The 26217-nt window shown below is 35.1% G+C and carries 40 protein-coding genes; 38 read left to right on the top strand and 2 right to left on the bottom strand.

Going from position 1 to position 26217, the window contains the following annotated elements; genetic code table 11:
* Position 1 precedes the first annotated feature (1 nt).
* The 30 genes from ACHUE4_RS09325 to ACHUE4_RS09180 all read left to right on the top strand — a co-directional run bounded on the left by ACHUE4_RS09325 (position 2) and on the right by ACHUE4_RS09180 (position 17952).
* Positions 2-697, top strand: a complete 696-nt coding sequence (locus ACHUE4_RS09325; protein WP_394189371.1) for an HAD family hydrolase — start codon at positions 2-4, stop codon at positions 695-697.
* Positions 698-699: 2 nt separating this feature from the next.
* Positions 700-1254: a hypothetical protein gene (locus ACHUE4_RS09320; RefSeq protein ID WP_394189288.1), complete on the top strand. Its 555-nt coding sequence runs from the start codon at positions 700-702 to the stop codon at positions 1252-1254.
* On the top strand, positions 1251-1829 hold the full coding sequence (locus ACHUE4_RS09315) for a hypothetical protein (RefSeq protein ID WP_394189286.1): 579 nt from the start codon (positions 1251-1253) through the stop codon (positions 1827-1829). Before ACHUE4_RS09320 ends, ACHUE4_RS09315 begins: the two co-directional genes overlap by 4 nt.
* Positions 1826-2005, top strand: coding sequence for an amino acid transporter (locus tag ACHUE4_RS09310; RefSeq protein ID WP_394189284.1), 180 nt, complete (start codon positions 1826-1828; stop codon positions 2003-2005). The genes ACHUE4_RS09315 and ACHUE4_RS09310 overlap by 4 nt, the downstream gene beginning before the upstream one ends.
* A 37-nt stretch (positions 2006-2042) precedes the next feature.
* Positions 2043-2525, top strand: a complete 483-nt coding sequence (locus ACHUE4_RS09305; protein ID WP_394189282.1) for a hypothetical protein — start codon at positions 2043-2045, stop codon at positions 2523-2525.
* Positions 2526-2590: 65 nt separating this feature from the next.
* Positions 2591-3103 carry a GNAT family N-acetyltransferase gene (locus ACHUE4_RS09300; protein WP_394189280.1) on the top strand — a complete coding sequence of 171 codons (513 nt, stop codon included), beginning with the start codon at positions 2591-2593 and terminating at the stop codon, positions 3101-3103.
* Positions 3104-3119: 16 nt separating this feature from the next.
* Positions 3120-3935, top strand: coding sequence for an aminoglycoside adenylyltransferase domain-containing protein (locus ACHUE4_RS09295; protein ID WP_394189278.1), 816 nt, complete (start codon positions 3120-3122; stop codon positions 3933-3935).
* A gap of 33 nt (positions 3936-3968) precedes the next feature.
* The gene (locus ACHUE4_RS09290) at positions 3969-4841 is read left to right on the top strand and encodes an alpha/beta hydrolase (protein WP_394189276.1); all 873 of its coding nucleotides are present in this window, start codon (positions 3969-3971) and stop codon (positions 4839-4841) included.
* 51 nt (positions 4842-4892) lie between these two features.
* A complete protein-coding gene (locus ACHUE4_RS09285; protein WP_394189274.1) occupies positions 4893-5450 on the top strand; it encodes a GNAT family N-acetyltransferase in 558 nt (185 codons plus the stop codon).
* Between the two features lie 20 nt (positions 5451-5470).
* Positions 5471-5671 (top strand): DUF4111 domain-containing protein, encoded by a 201-nt coding sequence (locus ACHUE4_RS09280; protein ID WP_394189369.1) that lies wholly within the window; start codon positions 5471-5473, stop codon positions 5669-5671.
* A gap of 20 nt (positions 5672-5691) precedes the next feature.
* A complete protein-coding gene (locus tag ACHUE4_RS09275; RefSeq protein WP_394189272.1) occupies positions 5692-6591 on the top strand; it encodes a hypothetical protein in 900 nt (299 codons plus the stop codon).
* Between the two features lie 18 nt (positions 6592-6609).
* A complete protein-coding gene (locus ACHUE4_RS09270) occupies positions 6610-7161 on the top strand; it encodes a GNAT family N-acetyltransferase (protein ID WP_394189270.1) in 552 nt (183 codons plus the stop codon).
* 20 nt (positions 7162-7181) lie between these two features.
* Complete coding sequence (locus ACHUE4_RS09265) at positions 7182-7502, top strand: hypothetical protein (RefSeq protein ID WP_394189268.1); 321 nt, start codon at positions 7182-7184, stop codon at positions 7500-7502.
* 60 nt (positions 7503-7562) lie between these two features.
* Positions 7563-7745 carry a hypothetical protein gene (locus ACHUE4_RS09260; RefSeq protein ID WP_394189266.1) on the top strand — a complete coding sequence of 61 codons (183 nt, stop codon included), beginning with the start codon at positions 7563-7565 and terminating at the stop codon, positions 7743-7745.
* Positions 7746-7794: 49 nt separating this feature from the next.
* A complete protein-coding gene (locus ACHUE4_RS09255; protein WP_394189264.1) occupies positions 7795-8373 on the top strand; it encodes a histidine phosphatase family protein in 579 nt (192 codons plus the stop codon).
* 40 nt (positions 8374-8413) lie between these two features.
* Entirely contained in the window at positions 8414-8899 is a 486-nt protein-coding gene (locus ACHUE4_RS09250) for a GNAT family N-acetyltransferase (RefSeq protein WP_394189262.1), read from the top strand.
* Positions 8900-9042: 143 nt separating this feature from the next.
* Entirely contained in the window at positions 9043-9576 is a 534-nt protein-coding gene (locus ACHUE4_RS09245; RefSeq protein ID WP_394189260.1) for a DinB family protein, read from the top strand.
* 37 nt (positions 9577-9613) lie between these two features.
* Positions 9614-10564 carry a GNAT family N-acetyltransferase gene (locus ACHUE4_RS09240; protein ID WP_394189258.1) on the top strand — a complete coding sequence of 317 codons (951 nt, stop codon included), beginning with the start codon at positions 9614-9616 and terminating at the stop codon, positions 10562-10564.
* Positions 10565-10668: 104 nt separating this feature from the next.
* Complete coding sequence (locus tag ACHUE4_RS09235; protein ID WP_394189256.1) at positions 10669-11415, top strand: class I SAM-dependent methyltransferase; 747 nt, start codon at positions 10669-10671, stop codon at positions 11413-11415.
* 35 nt (positions 11416-11450) lie between these two features.
* A complete protein-coding gene (locus ACHUE4_RS09230; protein WP_394189254.1) occupies positions 11451-12248 on the top strand; it encodes a class I SAM-dependent methyltransferase in 798 nt (265 codons plus the stop codon).
* A gap of 7 nt (positions 12249-12255) precedes the next feature.
* Positions 12256-12624 carry a hypothetical protein gene (locus ACHUE4_RS09225; protein WP_394189252.1) on the top strand — a complete coding sequence of 123 codons (369 nt, stop codon included), beginning with the start codon at positions 12256-12258 and terminating at the stop codon, positions 12622-12624.
* 43 nt (positions 12625-12667) lie between these two features.
* On the top strand, positions 12668-13273 hold the full coding sequence (locus ACHUE4_RS09220; RefSeq protein ID WP_394189250.1) for a hypothetical protein: 606 nt from the start codon (positions 12668-12670) through the stop codon (positions 13271-13273).
* Between the two features lie 654 nt (positions 13274-13927).
* Positions 13928-14401 (top strand): hypothetical protein, encoded by a 474-nt coding sequence (locus ACHUE4_RS09215; RefSeq protein WP_394189248.1) that lies wholly within the window; start codon positions 13928-13930, stop codon positions 14399-14401.
* A gap of 20 nt (positions 14402-14421) precedes the next feature.
* Positions 14422-14616 (top strand): hypothetical protein, encoded by a 195-nt coding sequence (locus ACHUE4_RS09210; protein WP_394189246.1) that lies wholly within the window; start codon positions 14422-14424, stop codon positions 14614-14616.
* 11 nt (positions 14617-14627) lie between these two features.
* Entirely contained in the window at positions 14628-14981 is a 354-nt protein-coding gene (locus ACHUE4_RS09205; RefSeq protein ID WP_394189244.1) for a VOC family protein, read from the top strand.
* 60 nt (positions 14982-15041) lie between these two features.
* A complete protein-coding gene (locus tag ACHUE4_RS09200; RefSeq protein ID WP_394189242.1) occupies positions 15042-15425 on the top strand; it encodes a hypothetical protein in 384 nt (127 codons plus the stop codon).
* 277 nt (positions 15426-15702) lie between these two features.
* A complete protein-coding gene (locus tag ACHUE4_RS09195) occupies positions 15703-16737 on the top strand; it encodes a serine hydrolase domain-containing protein (RefSeq protein ID WP_394189240.1) in 1035 nt (344 codons plus the stop codon).
* A gap of 57 nt (positions 16738-16794) precedes the next feature.
* The gene (locus ACHUE4_RS09190; RefSeq protein ID WP_394189238.1) at positions 16795-17256 is read left to right on the top strand and encodes an SRPBCC family protein; all 462 of its coding nucleotides are present in this window, start codon (positions 16795-16797) and stop codon (positions 17254-17256) included.
* A gap of 30 nt (positions 17257-17286) precedes the next feature.
* Entirely contained in the window at positions 17287-17772 is a 486-nt protein-coding gene (locus ACHUE4_RS09185; RefSeq protein WP_394189236.1) for a tetratricopeptide repeat protein, read from the top strand.
* 3 nt (positions 17773-17775) lie between these two features.
* Entirely contained in the window at positions 17776-17952 is a 177-nt protein-coding gene (locus ACHUE4_RS09180; protein WP_394189234.1) for a hypothetical protein, read from the top strand.
* A gap of 319 nt (positions 17953-18271) precedes the next feature.
* Here ACHUE4_RS09180 and ACHUE4_RS09175 read toward each other — a convergent pair whose 3' ends face one another.
* Positions 18272-18445 carry a hypothetical protein gene (locus tag ACHUE4_RS09175; RefSeq protein ID WP_394189232.1) on the bottom strand — a complete coding sequence of 58 codons (174 nt, stop codon included), beginning with the start codon at positions 18443-18445 and terminating at the stop codon, positions 18272-18274.
* 224 nt (positions 18446-18669) lie between these two features.
* On the opposite strand from ACHUE4_RS09175, the gene ACHUE4_RS09170 reads away from it, so the two are divergent.
* Positions 18670-19239, top strand: a complete 570-nt coding sequence (locus tag ACHUE4_RS09170; protein ID WP_394189230.1) for a thioredoxin family protein — start codon at positions 18670-18672, stop codon at positions 19237-19239.
* Between the two features lie 144 nt (positions 19240-19383).
* A complete protein-coding gene (locus tag ACHUE4_RS09165) occupies positions 19384-20295 on the top strand; it encodes a diacylglycerol kinase (protein ID WP_394189228.1) in 912 nt (303 codons plus the stop codon).
* 53 nt (positions 20296-20348) lie between these two features.
* On the opposite strand, the gene ACHUE4_RS09160 is transcribed toward ACHUE4_RS09165, so the two are convergent.
* Entirely contained in the window at positions 20349-20774 is a 426-nt protein-coding gene (locus ACHUE4_RS09160; protein ID WP_394189226.1) for an NUDIX hydrolase, read from the bottom strand.
* Positions 20775-21062: 288 nt separating this feature from the next.
* On the opposite strand from ACHUE4_RS09160, the gene ACHUE4_RS09155 reads away from it, so the two are divergent.
* The 6 genes from ACHUE4_RS09155 to ACHUE4_RS09130 all read left to right on the top strand — a co-directional run bounded on the left by ACHUE4_RS09155 (position 21063) and on the right by ACHUE4_RS09130 (position 25930).
* Complete coding sequence (locus ACHUE4_RS09155) at positions 21063-22409, top strand: cytochrome ubiquinol oxidase subunit I (protein ID WP_394189224.1); 1347 nt, start codon at positions 21063-21065, stop codon at positions 22407-22409.
* Positions 22406-23437, top strand: coding sequence for a cytochrome d ubiquinol oxidase subunit II (locus tag ACHUE4_RS09150; protein WP_394189222.1), 1032 nt, complete (start codon positions 22406-22408; stop codon positions 23435-23437). The genes ACHUE4_RS09155 and ACHUE4_RS09150 overlap by 4 nt, the downstream gene beginning before the upstream one ends.
* Positions 23438-23451: 14 nt before the next feature.
* The gene (cydS, locus tag ACHUE4_RS09145; protein WP_394189220.1) at positions 23452-23559 is read left to right on the top strand and encodes a cytochrome bd oxidase small subunit CydS family protein; all 108 of its coding nucleotides are present in this window, start codon (positions 23452-23454) and stop codon (positions 23557-23559) included.
* A gap of 448 nt (positions 23560-24007) precedes the next feature.
* Positions 24008-24418, top strand: coding sequence for a hypothetical protein (locus ACHUE4_RS09140; protein WP_394189218.1), 411 nt, complete (start codon positions 24008-24010; stop codon positions 24416-24418).
* A gap of 304 nt (positions 24419-24722) precedes the next feature.
* A complete protein-coding gene (locus tag ACHUE4_RS09135; protein ID WP_394189216.1) occupies positions 24723-25118 on the top strand; it encodes a sporulation protein in 396 nt (131 codons plus the stop codon).
* A gap of 29 nt (positions 25119-25147) precedes the next feature.
* Entirely contained in the window at positions 25148-25930 is a 783-nt protein-coding gene (locus tag ACHUE4_RS09130; protein ID WP_394189214.1) for a TerC family protein, read from the top strand.
* Positions 25931-26217 lie beyond the last annotated feature (287 nt).

Here is a 26217-nt window from a genome sequence, read left to right as displayed (position 1 = left end):
CATTCTTGGAGGGATTTATATTATTCAAGCAGTATTTTTTGATTTGTATGAAACATTGATTACTGAATGGGAAGGCGATCAAAAGAAGGCAACATATTCCGTCGCTAAATTGGGATTAGATGAGCAAGTTTATAGAAAAGCATGGGCAGAAAGAATGGATCGAAGAATGACAGGAGCTTTTGAAAATCATCAATGTGCATTAGAGGATATTTTAAAGAGTCATAATCAAACAGTTGATAAAAGTATAATTGATGAAATTCATTTACAAAGAGTTCATGTGAAAACTGTTCCATTTCTAAATATTGATAGCGAGATTATAAATACTCTTCATCTCTTAAAGAACATGAATATAAAACTTGGCTTAATTAGCAATTGTGCGCCAGAAGAAGTGGAGAGCTGGTCTCAATCTCCACTTGCAGAGATATTTGATACTACTATTTTTTCATACAAGGTGAAGTATGCTAAACCAAACCCCAAAATATACACAATCGCATGTGAAGCATTACAAGTAGCCCCTCAAGATTCAATCTTCATTGGCGATGGAGGTTCTAATGAATTACAAGGCGCTGCTGATGTTGGAATAAATTCCTATCAAGCGACGTGGTTCAGGCAATCAAATTTGCATGGGGATGTTTTTCCAAAGCTAAATAGTCCAGGGGATGTAATCGGAATAGTGAAGTCGAAATTGGAGGTGTAAAAGTGAAAAGATTCTTTTTAGTAATCATTTTCATCCTACCTTTATCGTTATTAGTAAGCTGCCAACATCCTACACAAACGGAAAATTTGAATGCCGAGGAAGATATGAAAGATTTTATTGAGCCTGAACCATCTGAATGGGTCAAATATTCAAAGATTGTTAGAGAGTATATGTACTATCGAACACAAGCGGTGGTTAAAAATGATATTCAAATTTTGTGGAACCAATATCCGAGATTGAAAAACGATATCGATTTCAAAGAAGGCGTTAACGTCGAGAAAGAAGAGATGGAATCTTTAAATAAACATTTTGACTTAATAGATGCCAATTACAATATCGAAAGTTATGGTCGAATGAAAGTCAATATGATAGACGATCAAAATGCTATCGTTCTTGTTCATGGGAGCACTGTCTATTTAAGAAAGGACTTTGATGAGTCTGGAGGAGAGTATGTAATGAAGATTTTCTTGGAAAAAACGAACAGTCAATGGACGGTAGTTAAAACAGATGAATATACGCAGGAAGAGTACAAAGAGTGGTTCAATAGCCGACAATGAGTGTGTTTAATAGTTTTATAAATAAACTTAACAGTAAGTATACAATTATAGCTATTACTCTAATTGCTATCATCATTATTTATGTATCAGTTATTAATAAACAAGCGTACGGAAATGACAAAGAGTCCATAATTGAAGTCATCCAATCAATAGATGGTTACAATAGCGAATCGATTGAGATTTTGGAAATCAAAGATATTCATAATAATAGGATTGTGAGCTTTCTACTTCATGACAGTCCAGCATTTATTCAGTTTTATAAAAACCCTGCAGGGAATTATGAGTGGAATTATGTGGAGAAGAAAGAGGGAGAATCCTTTGCTGTATTCATTCCTAACTTACGAGATGAAAAATCTGATGTTCTAAGAATGTTGATTGTTTCGAACCAATTTAACGAGATTGCTCAAATGGAATTGAGTGTTAATGAACGCATTTTTAAAGAGGGATTTGATGTGAGTCAAAGCAATGTATCCTGGATAACTATAGCGAAACCTAATGGTGATGAAGATAGCCTAAGATTTGATTTTAAATATTTCGATGCAGATGGGAATGAATACAAGGAGGAATTTGAATGACAGATAAAAAACCGATGAATGATGTAATTGACCATATGAGTAATATAGAAGGAAGTGTGCCTGCCCAAATCGAAATGAATAAATTGCCCAAACCGTTGCGATTCTTTGGGTATTTCGTATTCGGCTTTTTTGCCATTTCAATCGTTATCGTGATCATCGGGAATTTGTTGAACTAATCCGATATAAGATTTTTCTAAAATTAGGGGCGATTTTATGAATAAACTCACTAAGTTATTTGTTTTATTTTTATCTTTACTAATTGTTGCTGGTTGTACAAATCAAGAGGTGAAAATTCCTGATACTGCACCTGACTTTATTCAAAAAAGTGATTTTCAAAAAATTGATTGGCAAAAGAAAGCAGTTGAATTTGGTGAATATGGTGTCATCGGAAATGAAAATAAATCCGGTGTTATCGGTGCAGATATGCCGAGCTTAGATAGACAAAAGTGGATGTGGCACCTTTGGGATGTACCGCCAAATGAAGAGTTAACGATAGCAGGCTTTCATAAAGAAACACAAAAAGTTTATCCTCTTTTACTTGAAGATTCATGGTCGTTAATACTAAGTGGTCCTAATAATGGAGCAGATTCCCATTCACCATCTTCTATAAAAATCCCTCAAAAAGGAGAATGGGCTATTTTACTTTATAGAGACGATAAATTATTTGATACCTTAATTTATGAAATTAATGAGTAATAACATTTAAATACAGAAGAGTTATCGGAAAGTATTTTCAACTATCAATGTGAGGTGAATTAAGCATGAAAATTAGAATGGCTGATATAGCTGATGTCAATGGAATAGCTAAGGTCCACGTGGATAGTTGGAGAACTACTTATAGGGACATTATTTCTGATGAATTTTTAAACAAGTTGTCATACGAAAGCCGAGAAAAATTATGGGCATCAAATATGTCGAATATGAAGGTTTATATAGCTGAAAACGATGAAGGTGTCATTGTAGGGTTTTCCACTGGAGGTAAAGAAAGAAGTGGGAATTACACGGGAACTGACGGTGAACTTTACGCTATTTACATTTTAAAAGAATATCAAGGACAAGGGATAGGTAAATTGCTCGTGAAACCTGTCATTGATGAACTATTAAGCTTAAATATAAATTCAATGTTGGTACTAGTATTGGAGAAAAACAACTCTTGCCAATTCTATGAGGCGCTTGGTGGAAAGCAATTAGATTGTATCGAGGTAGAAATTGCTGGAGACAAACTAAACGAAATTGTGTATGGATGGACTGATATAAGAGCCATTCAATTGTAGCGAAGGGGAAACTAATATGAAGCAACTAATACCGCAGTTAGTAACTGGAGTAATGAATGACTATATTTCATTAGTAAATGAACGATTTCCAAATCTCCTTGAGGGCGTTTATATTCAGGGATCAATTGCATTAGATGCTTATGTTGAAGGTAGCAGTGATATTGATTTTGTTACAGTAATGAGTCGACGTTTATTAGAGTTTGATATCAATGTATTATCTGAAATACATCGGGAAATTGCGCATACATACAACTCTATTGAAATGGATGGAGTCTATATTGTTTGGGATGACCTTGGCAAGTTGGCTATTCATGAAAATCGCTATCCTGTTTATAAGAGTGGGGAAATTAGAATTGAATCTTACATAAATCCGATTACGTGGTGGCTGTTAAAAACAAAGGGCATTTGCATTGTAGGACCGGAATGTACATCGTTCACATATGAGACAAGCCCACATGACTTAATAACATATGTTAATAGCAATATGAATACGTATTGGGCAAATCGAACATCGAGTTTGGAAAGTGCTTTTAATGAAATAAGCAAATACTCGAAGGAAGAGATTAATACTACAATCGAATGGTCTGTCCTTGGATTGTTGCGTCAATATTATACCTTAATGGAGTACGACATCATTTCAAAAATTGATGCAGGCGAATATGGTTTGAAGCATGTCCCTATTGAGTGGCATCCAATTGTAAAAGAAGCAATCGACATTCGTAAGGGAGTTAAAAATACTCACTACACTTCTGACGAGCAGCGAGTGAAAGATACGATCGGGTTTTCAAAATACATAATTAGTTATTGTAACTCTCATTTATTAAAAGTATGAAGTAACTTGTGAAATATCAAAAGAGGTGTCTGAGTGAAAGAACTTGAATTGGAATATAGAGTATTTGGAACTGGGAAATTAACACTTATCATTGAGATGGGGATAGGTGGAGACTTTTATAATTGGATTTCATTTATTAACCAAATTGAACAAGATTTTAGAGTCGTCATATATCATAGGGCAGGTTATGGAAAAAGTGCAGTTTCACAAAAAACTAGAACAACAAACAATATTGCTACAGAACTTAATCAACTAGTGGAAAGATTAGGGATTCATGAACAATTCGTTCTAATGGGTCACTCTTTTGGAGGCTTATGTGCACAACATTATGCCAAGATGTATCCTGAAAAAATTAAAGGTTTAATCCTTATCGATTCAACTTCATTTAACTACAGTAAGTTATACAAGCTAAATATTCCGGTATTGAATTCGTTAATATCAATAGAGAAAATGGTAGAGAACAATTTAAATACATCAAAAAATTCAAAAGAGAAACTTGAAATTAAATATAATGATTTAATTTCGGAATACGAAATGATATTGCCGAGTAGGGATTCAAGGCAATTTAAAGATTTTATTTCAAGTCCTCTACGTTTCGAAACGATTGCAAATGAATTCGAAAACTGGGAATCAAGTAGCAGAAACATAATCAAACTAGGGAAGTTCCCTGACATTCCTCTAACGGTTATTGCCAGAGATAAAAAAACATCCATTAAAGCTTTTACAAAACATGGTATCCCTTCTGAAGAAGCTGCTTTATATGAAGATGTTTGGCGTAAGTTGCAGGTAGAATTGTCACAAATGTCTAGTTTAGGTGAAATGGTCATTGCTGAAGATAGTGATCATGATATTCATATTGATAGACCTGATATCATTCTTCAATGTTTAAAAAGATACATAAATTGAGTTATTAAAATTCTAGGAAACTATCGTTATTAAAAGAGTGGAGGCTTCATGATGTTTAAACTATTAATTGATGATCATACAGATTTACGTTTATTAGAAATAAGACATGCAGATGATCTTTATAATCTAACAAACCAATCAAGAACTACTCTCCGTGAGTGGTTGTTTTGGGTTGATTTTACGCAGTCCCCTAAAGATTCAATGATGTTCATCGAAAGTACAATGAAACAATTTTGTCAGAATAATGGCTTTCAAGCAGGCATTTGGTATAAAGGCGAACTAGCAGGAGTTATTGGTTTACATGCGGTGAATTGGACGAATAAATCAACTTCAATCGGTTACTGGCTAGGTGAGAAATTTCAAGGAAAAGGATTAATGACAAATGCTTGTGCTGCAGTAATTGAACATTGTTTTAATGAGTTGAAATTAAATAGAATTGAAATTCGAGTTGCAACAGAGAATCATAAGAGTCTCGCTATTCCTAATCGGCTAGGCTTTCAAAATGAAGGTTGTATAAAAAGTGCGGAATGGCTTTACGACAAATATGTTGACCACAATATATTTGGTTTGACTAAAAACGATTATGAATCTAGGAAATTGAACGGGTAAATGTGTTGAAGTAACACGACATCATTTCAAAAATTGATGCAGGCGAATATGGTTTGAAGCATGTCCCTATTGAGTGGCATCCAATTGTAAAAGAAGCAATCGACATTCGTAAGGGAGTTAAAAATACTCACTACACTTCTGACGAGCTGCGAGTGAAAGATACGATCGGGTTTTCAAAATACATAATTAGTTATTGTAATACTCATTTATTAAAAGTGTAATTTACTAAGGGGATTTTAGAATGAACATTCAACTACATCCAACTAGAGAACAAATGGCTAGTTGGATTTCGGCATATGTACCAGAAAAAGACTTCTATTTTATGAAAGAAGAGGATTTAAGGTACATAATGAGTTATCTAAATGAAATACTTGTTATTCCTAGAGATGAGTTTTTCAATCATGCTTCCTATAGAAAGATTGAATTAGCAAACAGCTACGAGCACTGGAATATCTCAAAGGAGATTGAGATTGTCATAGTTGCTCAATCTGATTGGATTAATAAATTAGAACCGAAAGAAAGAGAAAAGCTTCTTCTATTACAAGTAGAAGTGGGAAGAGGCTTGATTGTACCAACCAAGTTAACTTCAGATTTAAATATCATTCCCAAAGAACATATTGTAAAAAAAGATGAAGGACTTTACATTGTCATTCAATATGACATGTGGAAGAAACTTCCGATTACTACAAGGGAACAAATCATAAAATCATATGCATTGGAATGGGATAGCTGGAATTCAATAGAATTGCCTACAGGAGTACCAAGGCACATTAAAAAATATGCAAATACATTCTCAACAGATGCAGGTGCCAATTGTTTTGCAGCAACTCTATATGCAATTAGTACTTCTCCAATAAATCATGAGTGGATAATTCACGAATGGATTCATCAACAAACATTCATCAAGGGAATTGAAAATGCAGGGTATGTAAAAACGTACGATGAATTTCAAGATGGTGATGTCGTTACCTGGGTAAACGAAGCGGGAATTATACAACACGCATCGTATTGTTTAGGGAACAACCTGTTTTTCAATAAAAATGGACAAACCTTCTTTAACCCATGGAAAATTGTTCACTGGGATACATTAAAAGAAGAGTGGAAAAGATACTCAGTTCAAAGTTACAGGAAAATGGTTTGATCGGGGTGGGTGTTATTAATGAAAGTTGATTCGAAAGAAATACACATGCAAAGCATCAAGTACATCGTAAGGTCTGCAACAGAAAAAGATGCAAAAAGCTTGTCGTTTGTTCGATTACAAATTGATGGGGAAACAGAAAATTTGGATCGAGAAAAAGGAGAAGCTTTCTTAGATGAAGCTAGTTTTAAACAGTTAATAAAAAATGATACAGATAATAGTAAGAACCTCTTTTTAGTCGCTGAGGTCAATGGAGAAATTGCAGGTTTTTCGAGATGTGAAGGAAACCATTTGAAAAGAACAGCTCATAAAGTAGAATTTGGAGTTGGTGTTTTAAAAGAATGTTGGGGATTTGGTATAGGGAAGAATCTTTTAACGGAATCGATAAAATGGGCGGACACGAATGAAATAAAAAAAATAACGTTGAGTGTTCTCGAAACTAATGTGAAGGCTATAGAACTGTATCGGAAAAATGGTTTTGAAGTAGAAGGGATTTTAAAAAAAGATAAACACTTATCAGATGGAAAATATTACAATACAATCATAATGGGAAGAGTTTTTCAGACAAACTAATATTTTAATGGAGGTAGCTTATGCAAGAATTTGTATATCATATCGTTCAGAAAGATATAGTTGGCAACAAACTTGTAGCATTGAACTCTTTCAAGGAAACTAACCCTGCATTATACGAAAGATATACGAAAAAATATTTTGATCATCCAGACAGACCAAAATTACTAACAAAAAAAGTGCCAAAGTTAAACTGTTTGTGGAACGATGTAATTCATTTTCTGCCTTTACATCCTAATCATGTTTACAACGCACTTAAAAGCTTGGATATACAAATAGTAGAAGATATGCGTTTTTTTAAAATTCCAATTGAAAAGCTGAAAGATAATAATAATGCAATGTAATTATATTCAAAGCACAAATATTACGGGCCAGCAGAAGACATCGATGATGATGAGATGGTTATGCTGAACATTTGCGATTATAAAGAGTTAACTGAAATCCCTGCAGACACAGTCGAATATTACAAAGTCGAGCAGGCAAAAGGAAACAAATTTGGTATGTTCCCATACGTTCCACATGTGTTGAGTCAAGGAGAAGTGGTAATTAAAGGTTTGGAGATTATTGATTGGAATCAGAGTGAATGAGATATAAGAATATGAATCCCAAGAATTATTTATGTAAGGGGGAAAGAAGATGACCACTGTTTGTCTAATAAGGCATGGAGAGACTGATTGGAATTCAATTGGAATGTTACAAGGAAGAAAAGATATACCTTTGAATGAAGCTGGAATTTTGCATGCAAAGCAATGTCGCGAGGTTCTTCAATCCTCACATTGGGAAGTAGTTATAACTAGTCCATTAAAAAGAGCAAAACAAACGGCGACAATTATTAATGAAAAACTAAATGTTCCTGTTATTGAGATGGTTGATTTTATCGAACGAGATTTTGGTTTGGCGGAAGGAATGACATTCGATGAAAGAAATTCAAAGTTTCCTAATCGAATTTATCCCAAGCAAGAAGAAAGAATATCTTTTCGCAAAAGGGTAATGGAAGGATTGAACACCATTAATCATAGATATGTGGACAACAAAATATTGCTTGTGGCCCATGGTGGTGTAATCAACGCTATTTTAGATGAATTATCTAATGGGGAGATTGGTTCTGAGAAAACCGAGTTACTAAATGGTTGTATGAGTAACATTTTCATGCAGGAAGGTAAATGGTTTATTAAAGATTACAATCAAATTTCTCATCTTTCTATGAACAATTAATATCTTGCTTTAAATAAATATATTCGAAGTGGTGTTAAGAATGAATTTCCTAATTACTAAAATGAATAATGAAAAGGCTAAAGAAGTACTTTCTTGGAAATATGAAAAACCATATGATTTTTACAATAGTGACGAATCGGATGAAGAATTTGATGAGAAAATGGATGGATCTTATTTTTGTGTTATCGATGATCAAAATAAATTAGTTGGATTTTTTTGTATGGGTGAGTCAGCTCAAGTACCCAAAGGTAATAAATATCATATGTATCAAGAATCTCTAATTGATTTGGGTTTAGGGATGAATCCGCGTCTGACAGGCAAAGGAAATGGTTTAGAATATTGCTCATTTATTATCAAACATATTGAAGATACATATCAGAAAACACCTATTCGATTAACTGTGGCTAAATTCAATCACAGAGCAATTCATTTATATCAAAAACTGGGCTTTGTTTATGAAAATGAATTTATTACCGATTATGCAGAATTTATGACGATGGTTAAAAGAGATCGAAATACTACTTGAATAATACAAAATAAATAATTATTTCTAGCTAAGGACGCATATCCAACAAAGGATTGCGTCCTTTTTTTAATAAAAGATTGAGTTATCCAGGGTTATTTGAAATAATTGGAATTGAGTGAATAGGTAGAAAAAGGATGGTTGGTATGAAAACATTGGAAAGCAAGAGGTACATTGTCGAAGAAAAAATCGGTTATACACCGATGATTGGAAGACTACTCTCAATGATGGAGTATACGAGGCTGACAACATTAGAAGCAGTAAATGATTTAACGCAAGAACAGTTGGATTATGGCATAGACGGGAAGGGTAATTCAATCGGTGCCCTGTTATATCATATAGCATGTTTGGAAGAAATCTATGTAATCACATCATTAGAAGCCCGTGATCCGAATGAAGAAGAAGTGCAAAGGTTAACTGTGGGTTTAGAGCTTGGTGAAAAAGCACATGAAGAAATACATGGTAAAGAAATAGAATTCTATAAGCAACAGTTAGAAGTCGTTAGGAAACGAACGCTCGAATTGTTTAAGGGGATTGAGGATACTTGGTTAGACAAAGTTACACCGTTTGGACCAGAATATTTAGCGAATAATTATTTTAAATGGTTCCATGTTTTTGAAGATGAATTAAATCATCGGGGACAAATAAACCTCATACGAAATCATATGAAAAGTAAATAGAAGATTGTAGAGTGTCAACGAAATGGAGAATGAGTAAATGACAGATATAACTATTGTAAAAGCAGCTAGTCAGGATGCAGAAAAATTAACCGAAATAATGAAAATCACTTTTGATGAAGAAGCAAAGAAATGGCTATCAGATCAAGATAATGTAACGGATTACAATATTCAACCTCCTGGGTATTCATCGAAAGAAATGAATTTATATATGATTAATCATTTAAACTATTTTAAGGTTTTATGGAATGAAGAAATTGTTGGTGGAATTATCGTGACGATTTCAGGGCAATCGTATGGAAGAATTGACCGAATCTTTATTGAGCCAAAATTTCAAGGAAAAGGTATAGGTTCAAGTGTTATTACGTTAATTGAAAAAGAGTTTCCGAATGTTAGAGCTTGGGATTTAGAAACTTCGAGTAGGCAAATCAATAACCATCGCTTTTATGAAAAAATGGGCTATCGAACAACCTTTGAAACTAATGATGAATTTTGTTACATCAAAAGAATAGCAACTTCAAATCAACAGGATAATTTAATTGAAAATGAAAACATCTCGAATAGACAATATGAAAATTGCAATATGTCAAACACGCAAGGTTATCAAGTGAATTTGCAAGGTAGCTCATTAAGCAATAGCAATTTAATGAGCAGTCAAGTGAGGAACTGTAATCTAAGCCAGTCAACGTTCCAAAATATTAACTTTAGGAATGCACTTTTTGCCGATCTTAATCTTTCTAAAAGTGAATTTATCTATGTCACATTAGGTGGAGTGCGTTTCTCAGATACTAATCTTGGAGACATAACAGATCCGATTTCATTTGAAAGGTGCAATCTTGAAGGTGGAAAACTGACTAATTGTAATCTCAAAGATGTGGAAATAACGGATAGTGAAATGAAAGGGATGAAAATAAACAATATTTCAATTGAAGAGCTTCTTGAAGCTTATAATCAAATGAAAATGAAACAATCCGAACACAGTACCGTCTAATTTATGGAAGGGTAAAGAAGACTTTCCAATTACCAGGAACTTTATGATTAGTAATTTCATACAGAAACAGAAGTTATACAGTGGTTAATAATGGGGGAATTGAATTGAACACAACGACACTAAAGACGAACAAGAAAAGCTGGGATGATGTAGCAGAACGATTTTTTGGGAGAAACCCTTTGCCTGAATATGGTCCCATGGCACCGAGCGAAAATGATTTAAATTTATTAGGTGACGTGACAAATCTTAAAGTTTTAGATATTGGATGTGGAAGTGGGCATTCATTACAATACATGAACCAAAGAAGTGCTTCTGAATTATGGGGAATAGATCTTTCTGAAAAGCAAATTGATACAGCAAAAGTTGTATTAGAAAATTCTACTGTACCCTTGCATTTATTTGAATCGCCAATGGAAGAGAACCCAGGAATACCAGAAAACTATTTTGATATTGTATATTCTATTTACGCTTTAGGATGGACGACTGATTTGAATAAAACCATATCGAATGTCAGTAAATATTTGAAAAAGGGTGGAATCTTTGTTTTTAGTTGGGAACACCCACTATATAGCCGCATAAGTAATATAAATGGAACACTCGTTGTGAATAAATCTTATCACGAAGAAGGCGCGTATGATCACGAGGCATGGAACCATCCAGCGATTATGCAGCAATTTAAGTTAAGTACATACATGAATACACTTGTCGAAAACGGCTTTAAAATTGAAAAGGTTATAGAAGATGTATGTTGCTCCGATGAAGATCTCAAGCGACATTCAAATCGATGGTATTCATTAGAAAAGGCAGAAGTAGTACCCACTACGATTATTATTAAGAGTTCAAAGCTGTAATATAATTTCCATTGATGTTGTGAGAGGGTGAGCAATTGACAATATACGGAGAAGATTTATTTAAAGGAGCAGCGACCTATTATTCAAAATACAGACCCATGTATCCGCCAATGCTAATCAGGTATTTAGTTGAGAGATTTTCTCTCAATGGTGAGCAGCAAGTGATGGATTTAGGTTGTGGTCCAGGGAACCTTACAATAAGGCTAGCGGATTGGTGTAATAAGGTTGTTGGTGTTGATCCTGAAAAAGAAATGATAAAAGAAGCAAAACGTCTCCATAGTGAATTAAGAATTGGGGATATTCAGTGGTTTAATGGAGATTTAGAACAGTATAGATTATCTCAACATCACGAAAAGTTTGAGCTTGTTACCATTGCGAAGGCTTTTCACTGGATGGATCGGTCTAAAGTGTTAGAAAACTTATATGACATGCTGAATAATGGCGGTGGTATTGCTATCATTGATAATTTTGAACCTGACAAAAAACAAGCAGAATGGCAAGAAAGAATGAATGAAGTAATTGGAAAATGGTATGGGAGTGAGAGAAGAGCAGGTAATACAACATTCACACATCCAGTTTCACGACATGAAGATGTGATATCAAATTCGAGATTCAAACTCGAAATGCATGAATTCCCTTCATATGAAATCAGTTGGACTATTGAATCAATACTCGGAAATTTATATTCAACTTCGTTTGGATCTAAACGCTTTCTAGGTGATCGATTGAAAGAGTTTGAAAGTGAGCTAAAAGCAGCGCTGCTAGAAATAAATAAAACCGGTGAGTTTAAAGAAAAGATGAATTTATCTATAAAGATGGCAATAAAAGCATAAGTCTCCAATGAAGAAGGAGGTACTCTTTATCAATAAAAGCAAATGGCTAATTCTGTTGATCATCATGATTTGGGTTTCAGGTTGTACTGAAGTTGAAAAAAGCACAGATAACGAAGAGAGTTATGATGATGTTAAAAAAGTAGCATGGGATTATTTAAATGAACAAAGGTGGAGTGAAAACGCTAAAGATTCGAATTATGCAGTTGTGAAGAAAATAATTGTTAATGATAACTATGAATTAATTGACAGTAGATTTGAAGGAACAGAAGCGTGGTCCGTTTCATTTGTTGATAAAAATAATGTTTTGGTCGGAACGCCGACTATTTTAGTTGACCGAAAGACAAAGAAAGTAATTGGTTATATGCCAGGGGAATAAATAGTATCTTGTAAAGTTCTATACGAATACGAGGAGGATTAATATGAAAAAGAAGTGGATTCATACCATTACATCCTATGTAATGGTGGTTTCATTGACATTATTATTTTTCAATTATTCACCGAGTACCAGTTATGCTTGTTCATGTGCTGCCCCTGAATCAGTTCAAGTAGAACTCGAGAAGAGTTCTGCTGTATTCAGTGGAAAAGTGCTTGGAATTTTAGACAAGAAGAAATTTAAATCTATGCAATCTTCTGGTGATGAACTAGCTGTTCTCTTTGAAGTTGATGAGGCTTGGAAAGGCATTAATCAGACACAGGTTATCGTGTATACAACAAGAGATTCAGCCAGTTGTGGCTTTGAATTTACCTCCAATGAATATTTGGTTTATGCAAATAAATATGATGGGGAATTAAGGGTAAGTCTTTGTTCTCGAACAACTTTGTTATCTTTAGCACAAGAGGATTTAAATGAATTAGGTATAGGAGAAAAGCCATCTAAAGAAGTAATAATAGATTTAAATGATACGGAAAAGAGAAGCATATTCTCTACTAATTTTATCATTTTCTCCAGTGCTATTTTTATATTGTTAATTGTGGTTGCGATTTACATTATCCGTCGTGTTGAGAAAAGGAACTTGAAGGGATAATAAGATTTGAAACATAAATAATATCAAATGTACATCATGAAGGTACTATGTACTTTACTTTAGTAATTAAGAAAAAGATTGATTAGGGGATGAGCAAAATAGATAAATTTATAAAATGGTTATAGACATCCAATTGATATGTTAATTGGGTGTCTATTTCAAGTTCTAATATTAAGTAAGTACCTAACAATTAAACGGTTTACCGGTTTGAGAAGAATATTTTTAATTCAATTTCTTAATATTTCTCCAGCGATCTCGTTGGAAATAAGTAACGATAAAAACGACCCATAAAATTATAGTTGAAAAGAGGATGATCCAAAAAAGAGGATGGTCCAAAAAAGCAATTCTTACGATTAAGGTATGAAGCAAAACCACGATAAGACTAACACCTGGCCAACCTTTCTCTCCGACATAAGACATGACAGTGGCAAAAGTAAGAATCAACGAAAACGGTAGCCAAAACACAAATTTCCTCCTAACGATATCCCCACAATAATTTCTGATTTCTCCACAACACATACAATAAATTTGTTATATTTAGAATATACAAAAATAACAATTTTTACAATCTGATGAATTAAATTGAAAATTTCATGTGAACTACGAAACCTTGGTAGAAATTAAAAGTCTAATGAAGAAAGGGAGGTTTGATTGATGAAATGTAAGAAATGGTTGTTCATATTGTTCCTGTTTTCTTTATTAGCATTATCGGCATGTACCAGTGGGGCTGCCAAAAATGAAGAATTCCCCCCAACAATGACTGGAGTTGTTCTGATTAACAATCAAGAATACGATATGAAACCAAGTGGTTATAGATGGACGAAGAAAAGTGGCAATGATACACAGATTGTAACTACGGATGCTGCTTCACCCAATCAAATTGCAGAGGAACTAACAGCTATTCCAATGAAAGAAGGTTCAAATATTACTATAGAGGTAGAGGATAATCCTGAGTTATCCGTTTACCAATGGAATGAAAATAGAAGGATTAATAACATTCCATTAAGTGATAATAAATTCTCTCCACCATCAACGAAAGGACGATACATTTATGAAGTAATTGCAAATTGGTCAAATGGTCATGTCAGAGGTGAAGTCTCATACACGTTTGTAATCGAGGTTAAATAATAAAGATTTTGGAGGTTAATATGAAATATTTCATCATGTTTTTATTGTCATTGGTTGTCTTTCTAATCATCTTTACATCACTGGGATATGTAACGTCCGATTTATGGTTTTTATTTATTTATGGATTCCAATGGGTTACTGAATTTATACTGCCTTGGGTAATTGTATTACTACTTATATTTATCGCAAAAAATATGGTCAACGGTAAAGAATAGGAGGAGCTTTTTTGAAGAGTCCAATATTAAATCAAATCGGCACTGTTTTTATTCCTGTAAGTGAAATAGAAAAAGCGAGGGACTGGTATTGTGACCTACTAGGTTTACCAGCTAACGGAGACATCCAGTTTGGACATATTTATGTGATACCAATGAATGGAACGGGGATCGTATTAGACAGCAAAATTTATTCAACAGATAAGGTAATAAAAACGCCGTTGTTTCATTTCAACACAGAGAATATTGAAGAAGCATATAAGTATATGAAGGAAAAAGACATTAATTTACTAACTGAAATTGAACATGAACACTATTTTACTTTTGCCGATCCAGACGGAAATCATTTGATGATCTGTAAATGTTAATAGTTTTTGAAGCAGTAAATGGTCAGGATTAAAATTCAATAATTATGCTCTTTAGAGGAGTTGAATACCATTAACTATTTCAAGTGGATTTTAATATTAATCTTCTCACTCTTCGTTATTTGGTACACATTCGAATTTATTAGATATAGCCAGTACGATATGAAGAAACAAATTGTGGAAGTTAATGACGATATATTAGTATTAGCTGTATTAGAAATTAAGCCAGACGAAAGTTACGTGCTAGTAGAGGCGAAGATTACAGACAAAACAATTATTACTGGAATGGGTATTAAACGTTTTTTGATTGATGACATAACAGATTTAAAGCATGGTCAAAAAGTGAGAGTTTGGGTTTCAGAAGATGAGAATAACATTGCTGTAAAGAGGGAGTCAAGTGATGGATCGGTTTTTACTAGCTTTCGGTTTAATAGTGTTTGGCATTAGCTTCATCTTCATGGTGATGAATTTTGTGGGAGAATATGATGGGCAAGGTTTTATTGTTTCGATATTTGGAATGTTGAACGCCAGTATAGCCATTTGCGTTTCTGAAATTTTGAATAAAGTAAATAGAATAAGTAAGGCTTAAATTTTAAAAGAATCCAATCCTTATAAGTTGATGTATTTATGAATTCATTTGTAGACAAATACAAGATGAATTCAATCGATGATTAGTTATAACTGCAAACCTAATGGGGCTGATTTTAAAGGAGTTATATTCAAAATGCAATTAAAGAATATCGATATTAAAGGACGAATGAAATTTTATAACGTTGCGGGTTTAAGTCTAACTTTAATAAATGATGGTCAAATTAGCGATAGCAGTAGTTTTGGTGTACTTGAAGTGGAAACTAGTAAAAAGGTTGACGGTAATTCGATGTTTAATGCTTGCTCAATTAGTAAGTTCTTAACATCGATTCTCGTTTTAAAGTTATCCGACCAAGGATTACTTGATATAAATGACAACGTGAATAATAGATTAACATCATGGAAGGTTCCTGAAAATGAGTTGACTCAAACGAAAAAGGTAACGGTACGAAATCTACTCAGTCATGAATCAGGAATCGTTGATCCAAAAGGTAGTTTTAGTAATTTAAACATTACAGATGGTGTTCCAAACATGATCGATTTATTAATGGGGAAAACTTCGTATTGTAAGGATCCTATTGAAGTTAAATATATACCAGAAACCGACTTTCAATATTCAGACGCAGGTTTTTGTATCATTCAACAATTGATTGAAGACATTTTTGAAATGCAGTTTGGGGACATAATGAATGAAGTTCTATTTGCTCCTTTACAAATGAATAACAGTACATACGAAATAATACTTTCTGATGCTATCAAAGGGAAATTTTCTTGTGGCCATAATAAAGATGGGAATGTAGTGAATGAGAAATATCCGATATATCCGTACGCAGCAGCATCTGGGCTTTGGACTACCCCTACAGATATAGGTAAATTAGTTTTGGAGCTAATGAGTTCTCTTCAAGGCGAGAGTAAACTTGGTCTCTCGAAAAACAGTGTCAAAGCATTATTTGACTCAAAAGGTTGTAAAGGCTGGAATGGTCTAGGGATGTTTTTAGATGAATCAGAACAAGTACTTGAAATATCTTCGTTAGGTTGGGGTGTGGGATTTCAATGTATGATGGTCGCATTCCCATATTTGGGAAAGGGAGCAATCATTATGACGAATACAGACTTAGGTGTTCATCAACTAAAAGGAATGATTGGCGAAATTTATTCATCTTTGAAGTAAATTTGCTTAAGTTTAGCAACGCATATTCATTCAATAAAATGAAGAGGTAACAATAACATGCCATTATTAAAACACGAAATTTATATAGCAGCACCTATCCTTGTTTGTTTTGATCTTGCTAGAAACATTCAAGTACATATGGAAACCACATCAAAAACAAAGGAAAGAGCAATTGGTGGAGTAACTGAAGGATTGATTGAGTTAGGTGAAAGCGTTACGTGGGAAGCGGTGCATTTAGGAATAAAACAAAAGTTGACTGCGAAGATTACTGAAATGGAAAAGCCATACCGATTTACGGATGAAATGGTGAAAGGCGCATTCCATTCGTTTAAACATACACACGAATTTATTGAAAGTGGTCCGGGTACTGTCATGAAGGATGAATTTGCATACATTTCACCTCTAGGCTTGTTAGGCAGACTAGCCGATCGACTATTCCTAGAGAAATACATGCAGGCATTTATTGTGAATCGAGCTTTAGCATTAAAAGAAATAGCAGAGAAAATGCAAGCAAATTAATTAATTAATTGCATAGGTGAGGTGATCGCTATGAATGAAAAATTAAATCACGCAATAAAACTTAGAGAGTATGGGCAATTAGAGAAGTCAAATAGTGTTCTAATTGAGTTGGTTCAAAGCTTTCCAACCGATGCCTATATTAATTACCAATGTGCATGGAGTTTTGATGTCATGGGTGAGGAATCAAAAGCGGTTCCTTATTATGAAAAGGCAATTGAATTGGGTCTATCAGGAAAAGATTTAGAAGGAGCAATCGTAGGTTTAGGAAGTACATACCGAACACTGGGACAATATGAAAAGTCATATAATATTTTCATAAAAGGAATGGAACTTTATCCTGACAATAAAGCGATCAAAGTATTCTTTTCGATGACTTTATATAATTTACAAAAACATAGTTCAGCAATGGAGATTCTTCTGAATTCTCTTGTAGAAACTTCAGCTGATCAAGATATTCATAAATACAAGAAAGCAATCACATTCTATGCAGATAAGTTGGATGAAACGTGGGAGTAAAAAATGACTCGAAATGAAATAGGATATTCTATTGGTGGAATTGGACTTGGATTCATCCTTTCAGGAATTATTTTTCCATTAGGTTATTTAGACTCTTATAAGGTTTTTACGACTATGCAAATGGTTGGGGCGTCTTTAATATTTTGTAGTTTGTTTATTCGAAAACCGATGAAGGGGTAGGTTTCTATGATTGACCATGAAAATTCAAGTCAACGTCATAACAGAGAGAAAATCCATTTCCTCACTTACCTGATTCCATTAACCGTTCCATGGTAGGTGATTTGACCGCGCTCACAAAAGGTGGATGTATGGAAAAAATCTTATTAATTGTTATCGTCTTAATAGGATTTTTGATTCTAGCTAAGTGCTCTACATAGTTACTTTTTTCAAATAAAAAAGGTACTGCCACCAACCCTAAAGTTAGTAGAAGTACCTTTCATATGAATGCGTAAAATGAATTCAGTATACGAAGTATCGAATAGAAAAGCTATTCTACGACTTACTCTTCGCCTTCTGTTTCTTCATTTTTGTTTTCATCATCCACGTCGTCCATCTCTTCACCGTCGTCTACGCCGTTGTCTTGATCGACACCGTCGCCACATCCAGTTAATCCTGCTAATACTAATCCGCCTGCAAATCCACTAGCTAATAATTTCTTTTTCCACTCTGCCATTTTTGTTTCCTCCTCGAATTGTTTGTTTTTGTTTTGCTTGTGTTCTAGTTGAAATTTACCCCTAGAAAATAAATCTAAAACCTAACAATTGAAAATATTTTTCGAAAAATGCTTTTTGGGCAATAACTTATTCGACAAAATCCTTACAACCACAAGGATTTGAAGCTCAAAATTGATTCCTATATTTTTTATGAGTAAACTGTAAAAAAGGAGTTGGAAAACGAATGAAAACTGAAAAACAATACTTCGATGAAGCCATTTCACTGCAAACATATATGGAGAAAATGGATCAACATAAAGAAAATAGTGAACGTGTATATGAGCATTTTCATGTCCCTCAGGATGATGAATTTATTTCATTATTAAAAGAAAAAGGCCCTAGCATTTTAGCGATTACAGAAGACTGGTGTGGCGATGCGATGATGAATAATGCGATTTTACGTCGAATAGCAGAAGCAGCAAGTATCGATGTGAACGTCGTGTATCGGGACCAAACGTTAGATTTAATGGATCGATACTTAACAAATGGTGGACGTTCAATTCCCATCTATTTGCTATTGAATAAAGATGGCGAAGTCATCAGCCAATGGGGGCCACGAGCACCTAAATTGCAAGAATACGTGATGAAGTTGAAAAAAGAATTACCATCAACTGAAGATCCAACTTTTATAGAAAAACAACAAAAATTCATTAAAAATATTACGGATGAATATGTTTCGACACCAGAATATTGGTTGTGGGTATACGAAGACCTCCGAAAAGAATTTACAGCAGCCCTGCAAAAACAGTCATAATTGTTCGATTGCATGCATTGGTTTATAATAAAGAAAATGAAGCCGGCAGACTTTGCACGGCTTCTTTTCGTGGGATATGCAACTTTTTGTGAAGAAGCAGAGTCTTATGAATTGATGAATATGTAAAGCAGGAAGGAAATGTGTATGAAACGTGCACGTATTATTTATAATCCGACTTCGGGACGTGAGTTATTTAGAAAACACTTACCAGAAGTATTAGAAAAACTAGAAATAGCTGGATACGAAACGTCTTGTCACGCAACAACTTGTGAAGGCGATGCGGTAGAAGCTGCAAAGCATGCAGTAGAACGCGGGTTTGACCTGGTCATTGCAGCGGGTGGAGACGGTACCCTAAATGAAGTAGTTGCGGGAATTAGCGGTTATGAAAAACGTCCGAAAGTTGGTCTGATTCCAATGGGCACGACCAATGACTTCGCACGAGCTCTTCGAATTCCACGTGATATTGAAAAAGCGGTCAATATCATCATTGCCAACGATTCGATTCCTGTAGACGTTGGTGTTGTTAATAATCGTCATTTCATTAACATCGCAGGTGGCGGTAAAATGACAGAGCTAACGTATGATGTTCCGAGTAAATTGAAGACCGTTCTTGGTCAACTTGCATATTACTTAAAGGGAATCGAGATGATCCCATCGATTCGTGCGTCAAGACTGCGTATTGAATACGATGATGAGGTATTTGAAGATGAAGCGATGATGTTTTTAATCGGTCTGACGAATTCGGTTGGAGGGTTTGAAAAACTAGCACCTAATTCAAGTATTAATGATGGAAAATTCACGTTGATGATATTGAGAAAATGTCATATTGGAGAATTCATTCGTTTAGCAACTTTAGCTATTGGTGGAAACCATCTAGATGATCCGTTAGTTATTTACAAAAAAGCGAGTCATATTAAAGTGACGGCAGAAGACCATGTTCAATTGAATCTCGATGGTGAATACGGTGGGAATTTGCCTGCGGTATTTGAAAATTTACACCGTCATATTGAGATTTTCGTACCAATCGATGATATTCGTGAACAAGATCGCCCATAAAATGAACATAAAAAAGCGTTTCCTTTAAAAATGGGGAAGCGCTTTTTCTTTCTTTACAACAATTCCACCGCTTTATCTTGTTCACCAGCAAGTTTCGGTAGCAATTCAATTGGTTCCCAGCGGAATTGGAACGTGAGTCCATTATCTAGACCATCACTAATGACTTGATGATCCCAAGTTTGTTGCGAACCTTCATAATTCAAATGGAAAAAGTTTCGTTCATACGCCGTTTGTTTGCCATTTGGATAGAAATTATATTTATGAATTTTACCAATGAAGGAAAGGTCATTTTTCACGATGCCCGTTTCTTCCGCAATTTCTCGATATAAGGCATCGATTAGCATTTCGTCTTCTTCAATCGTTCCTCCTGGTACTTGAAGACCTGCTTCAGGATGATTCTTATGCTCGAAAACGAGTAGTTCTAAATTTGGATCTTTACCTCTTGTAATATAAGCGAGCACTTTACGCTTTGTTTTCATCGCATGCACCTCTAAACTTAAGTATGATTTAATAAGAATACAAAATACTCTAAACTTTCGCAATCTATTTTTTTAACAGGTATTCACAGTTCCTTCACAACTGTTCATGAAATGAACCCTCACGTTTTTTTAAAGCAGCCCAAATGAGGTATGATAGGAATTAAGGAAGGTGACGTTATGTATAAGAAGCAAGAACGAATACTCATGTGGATTGTGATTATTGTCGCCGCAATCATGCTATTGTCGATACTGGGTCGTATTTTCGGCCGTTAATAGGGGGAAAGTCAAATGGGCAATGAAGAAGCTTTATTTTTTAGTCGAGTTTTAACTGAATTGACGCTTTCATTTCATATTATTTATGCCACCATTGGCGTAGGTATTCCACTTATGATCATGATCGCACAATGGGTTGGTATAAAGAAAAATGATGAACATTATATTTTGCTTGCTAGACGCTGGGCACGCGGCTTTGTAATAACGGTTGCGGTCGGTGTAGTGACTGGTACCGCGATTGGTCTTCAACTTTCACTATTGTGGCCGAACTTTATGGAACTCGCAGGGAATGTAATTGCCTTGCCTTTATTCATGGAAACGTTCGCGTTTTTCTTTGAAGCAATTTTCTTAGGCATTTACTTATACACGTGGGATCGATTTGAAAATCAGAAAAAGCATTTATTATTATTAATTCCCGTGGCTATTGGGGCATCTTTCTCTGCAGTCTTTATTACCATCGTTAATGCGTTTATGAATGCACCTCAAGGGTTTGACCTAGTAAACGGGGAGTTAATCAACATCAATCCATTGCTAGCAATGTTTAACCCAGCAATGCCAACGAAAGTGGCTCACGTTGTAGTTACTGCATACATGACCTCGGCATTTGTGTTGGCGTCAATCGCGGCATTCCGTTTGTTAAAAGGTTCGAATCATGTCTATCATAAGAAAGCTTTATTCTTAACAATGAAACTTGGTTTAATCTTTTCGATTGCAGCAGCAATTATCGGGGATTTCTCGGGTAAATATTTAGCCGAGTATCAACCAGAAAAATTAGCAGCGGCTGAATGGCATTTTGAAACAGAAGAGAACGCTTCTCTCATTATGTACGGAATTTTAGATGATGGTGAAGTGAAATATGCCATCGAAATTCCCTATGCTCTAAGTATACTGGCTCATGGCAATCCATTTGAAGAAGTAATTGGTTTAGACCAATTCTCTGAAGATGAAATTCCACCATTATACATTCACTACTTATTCGATATTATGGTGACCATAGGAATGTGGTTAGCATTCTTATCTGCTTTGTACGTATTTGCAAAATGGAGAAACTGGTCATTTGTCCAAACCAAGTGGTTTAGATGGCTAATCGTAGCTGGGGGTCCGTTAGCTATGATTGCGATCGAAGCTGGTTGGTGGATGGCTGAAGTCGGAAGACAGCCTTGGGTACTTCGAGGGATTATGCGCACAGAGGATGCAGCAACTTCGAGTGGCCAAGTCGATATCATGCTTGTCTTATTTGCGGGACTGTATTTAATACTTGGCGTTGGTAGTGTGGTTGTTCTTCGACGCATGTTCAAGAGAAATCCAGTCGAGCAGGAAATTGAAGACCGACGTAAAGAACAGGGTGGTGGCATCAAATGACACTAACACTTGAGATTATCGGAATTTCGGTTTTATGGATGTTTTTGTTTGGTTACGTGATAGTTGCGTCCATTGACTTTGGAGCAGGCTTCTTTAATGCCTACAATACGTTAACAAGACGTGAACATATTTTAACGAATATCATTCAACGTTATTTATCACCAGTTTGGGAAGTGACTAATGTCTTTCTTGTGTTCTTCTTCGTCGGCGTTATTGGGTTCTTTCCGAAAACAGCATTTTACTACGGGACAACTCTTTTAGTTCCAGCAAGTATCGCAATTATCTTGCTGGCACTTCGCGGTTCGTACTATGCATTTGCTACTTACGGTACGAACGGCCACAAAGGGTATACATTCATGTATGGGATCACGGGGTTATTCATTCCTGCATCACTTTCAACAGTGCTCACAATTTCTGAAGGTGGATTTATATCCATGGTCAATGGCAATCCCGTGCTCGATTATTGGGCACTGTTCACAAGCCCCTTAACATGGAGCATTGTGGTGCTAAGTATTGTAGCAGTTCTTTATATCTCCGCTGTGTTCTTAACTTGGTATGCCAATAAAGCTGGAGACCAATCAGCAACCGAGTTATTACGAAAATACGCCTTGATATGGGCTTTGCCAACAATGGTTACAGCTTCAGGCATTATTTTCGAATTAAGAGGGCATAATCCAGAGCATTACAATCGAATCCTCGATTTATGGTGGGTATTCGGATTGTCCTTCCTTCTATTCGTAGGTACCGTATGGCTAATCTGGAATCGTCAAAAGTATGGATTGGCATTTGGCTTATTAGCCGGACAATTCGCACTCGCATTTTTCGGTTATGGCATTTCACATTATCCATTCTTGTTATATCCGTATTTAACGATTTATGACAGTTTCACGAATGAAGCGATGGCCATTGCCTTAATCGTGGCGTTCATCGCGGGACTAGGATTGTTAATACCATCCCTCTATCTATTATTACGTCTATTCTTGTTTAATAAAGACTATGTCAGTGGTAAAAGAGACAATCACGCCTAAAGGAGGCAGGACTCATGACAGATTTTATGATCTTTTACGCACCGTTCATTGTCTTAATTGGTGCCATCATTACGGCATTTGTGTTCGCACCTAAAGACGGTCCCGTTCGAGATAAAGAATAACGCTAAAACGCTTGAATCATACTTATTGATTCAGGCGTTTTTTTTATATTGATAAAAACTTTGGAAATCAGTAGATGTATAAAGGGACTGATTTTCATTTCGCCGGACGCTTTCCGGGGGGCACGAGGCCAACAGGATGTTGGTTTCAAAGACGTTGCCGAACGATGTGGCGTTCATAGTCTTTGTTCCTTTAAAAGCGCCCTAGGGTCTAAAACTCGTGCTGATTCCCCCAGGAGTCGCCGGCTTCATTTCAATCAGTAGAAGCATAGAAATATTTCCAATTTAAAAGTTTCTAGATCGAATCAAAGACAAATAATTTGAATATCAATCATTTCACTCCACCTGAATTCATGAAATACATCTAGGTACACCATGTTTATTTAATTTAAGATTGAAACCAATTTCTTCCTTATACGTCTAAGTGATTAGAAAAGAAGGTGACTCATTCATGAATATAAAAGCTTTGGTTTTGGTATTCCTTTTCGTTTTTCTATTGGTTGGATGTCTTGGAGGACCTGGTGAATTGACAAGAATCGATGTGCAGGTAAAGAGTGAAAGTATTGATAAAGAAAGGCATATTCAAGATGCAGAAAAGATTAATCGGATTAAGTCCATTATGAAAGAAGTCAGTTGGAATCCAAATAAGATATACGATATGTCTAGTGAAGAAGATGTTAAGGCTATTTTTTTCATTGACTTTGATAAGAATTTGCCAGAACGATTATTTGAGTATAAAATTTGGTGGAATCAGTCAAATGGATCAGCCATTATTGGGAGTAGTGAAAAAGAAGAAGGGTATGGAACGCTGGATAAAGAGTATAGTGAAGAATTAGAAAAAGAATTAATGGAAGATAATTAACTTATAAATTTTGTTTGTCTGTTGACATTTCATCTAATTATCAGATATATTATGAGTAACTAGTTGAATCGTATCTCCTAAAGGGGAGTAGCTTTTACAGCAAAGTCGTCATTTCGAAGAGTTAATCTTCCGGCTTTGTTGGCAACGTCTTCGTTGTTAGCAAGACCTTTACCAAATTGGTAAAGGTCTTTTATTTTTTCAAAAACCTTTGCCGTTTCCGGTAAAGGTTTTTTTCTGTTTATCCTCCGGAAACGCACCGATTGCGATGCTGAACCTCAACTAAAAATTTAATTGGAGGAAACACATGATACTGAGAAAATACATGGCAATGTTAGGCGTTGGATCTGCACAAATTGACTTGATCCTAGAGAAAGACACCTATAGGCCAGGTGAAATCGTTAAAGGAAATTTTATCGTAAAGGGTGGATTAATTGAACAAAGACTGAACAGAATTGATTGTGATTTAATGATGTGCACTGAGCCAAATGAAAGTAAGAACGAAAAGTTACTTGATTCGATTACTATATATACGACGAAAGTTATTGAGTCTTCTACAACTAATCACATTCCATTTTCATTTCAACTGCCACATTCAGTGGATTCTTCATGTAATCCTTCCTACCGGTTTAAGTCGAAACTGACATTTAAACAAGGGATAGAAAGTGTTGATCATGATGCGATATACATTTTAGAAGCTTAACTAAAACTATTTTTTAGGAGGAAATTAATTTGGATGTTTCAATTTTATTAGAATATGGTTGGGTTTTACTTTTACTAATTGGTTTAGAAGGTTTATTAGCGGCAGATAATGCACTCGTTTTAGCGATCATGGTGAAGCATCTACCAGACGAAGAAAGAAGAAAAGCATTATTTTACGGACTTGCAGGAGCGTTTGTTTTCCGTTTCGGATCATTGTTCATCATTTCTTTCCTTGTGGACGTATGGCAAGTACAAGCAATTGGAGCGCTTTACTTATTGTTCATAGCGATTAATCATATCGCGAGGAAGCTGTACTTTAAAAACAAAGGAGAACAAAAAGAAGGTGTAGAAAAGAAAAAAGCAGGTTTCTGGGGAACGGTTTTCAAAGTTGAATTAGCTGATATTGCTTTTGCGGTAGACTCTATTTTAGCGGCTGTAGCATTAGCCATGACGTTACCAAACACAAACCTTCCTCCGATTGGTGGAATGGACGGAGGTAAATTCTTAGTTATTTTTGCAGGTGGATTAATTGGTTTAATCATCATGCGTTTTGCTGCAAACTTCTTCGTGAAATTATTGCATTCGAAACCTGGTTTAGAAATTGCTGCCTTCGCCATCGTTGGATGGGTTGGGGTAAAGCTAGCTGTTTTAACTCTCGGACATAAAGACGTTGGCGTCATCTCATATGATTTTGCACACTCAACAGAATGGAAGCTCATTTTCTATACCGTTTTAATAGGGATTGCTTTAGCTGGTTGGTTCCTGACTAAAGAGAAGAATTCAGCATTGCCTGAAGAGGATCTTCCGTTATAAACAAGGTGCTCAACTTGGTGTAGGGTTCTCTTCTGAGGTGCAAAAACAAAAACATAAACAAAGGACTTTCAATTCGCAATCGAATTGGTAGTCCTTTATTTGTTGTTGTATCGCATATTTATATTCTAAAATCGTCATTTATCGCTGTATAAATAGCAGCGTATTTATTTCAAAAAATGTTGTATGTCAACTTAGATATTTAAAGTTTTAAATTATTCTTTTAAAACAATTCCGAATCTCAACTAATTAAACGGATAATTGGATATTTATGTTAAAGTATAATTGAG

Source organism: Paenisporosarcina quisquiliarum (assembly GCF_043641925.1).
GTDB classification, from domain to species: Bacteria; Bacillota; Bacilli; order Bacillales_A; family Planococcaceae; genus Paenisporosarcina; species Paenisporosarcina quisquiliarum_A.
The sequence above is the reverse complement of the archived record's forward strand: the minus strand, read 5'-3'. Positions and strand labels throughout refer to the sequence as shown.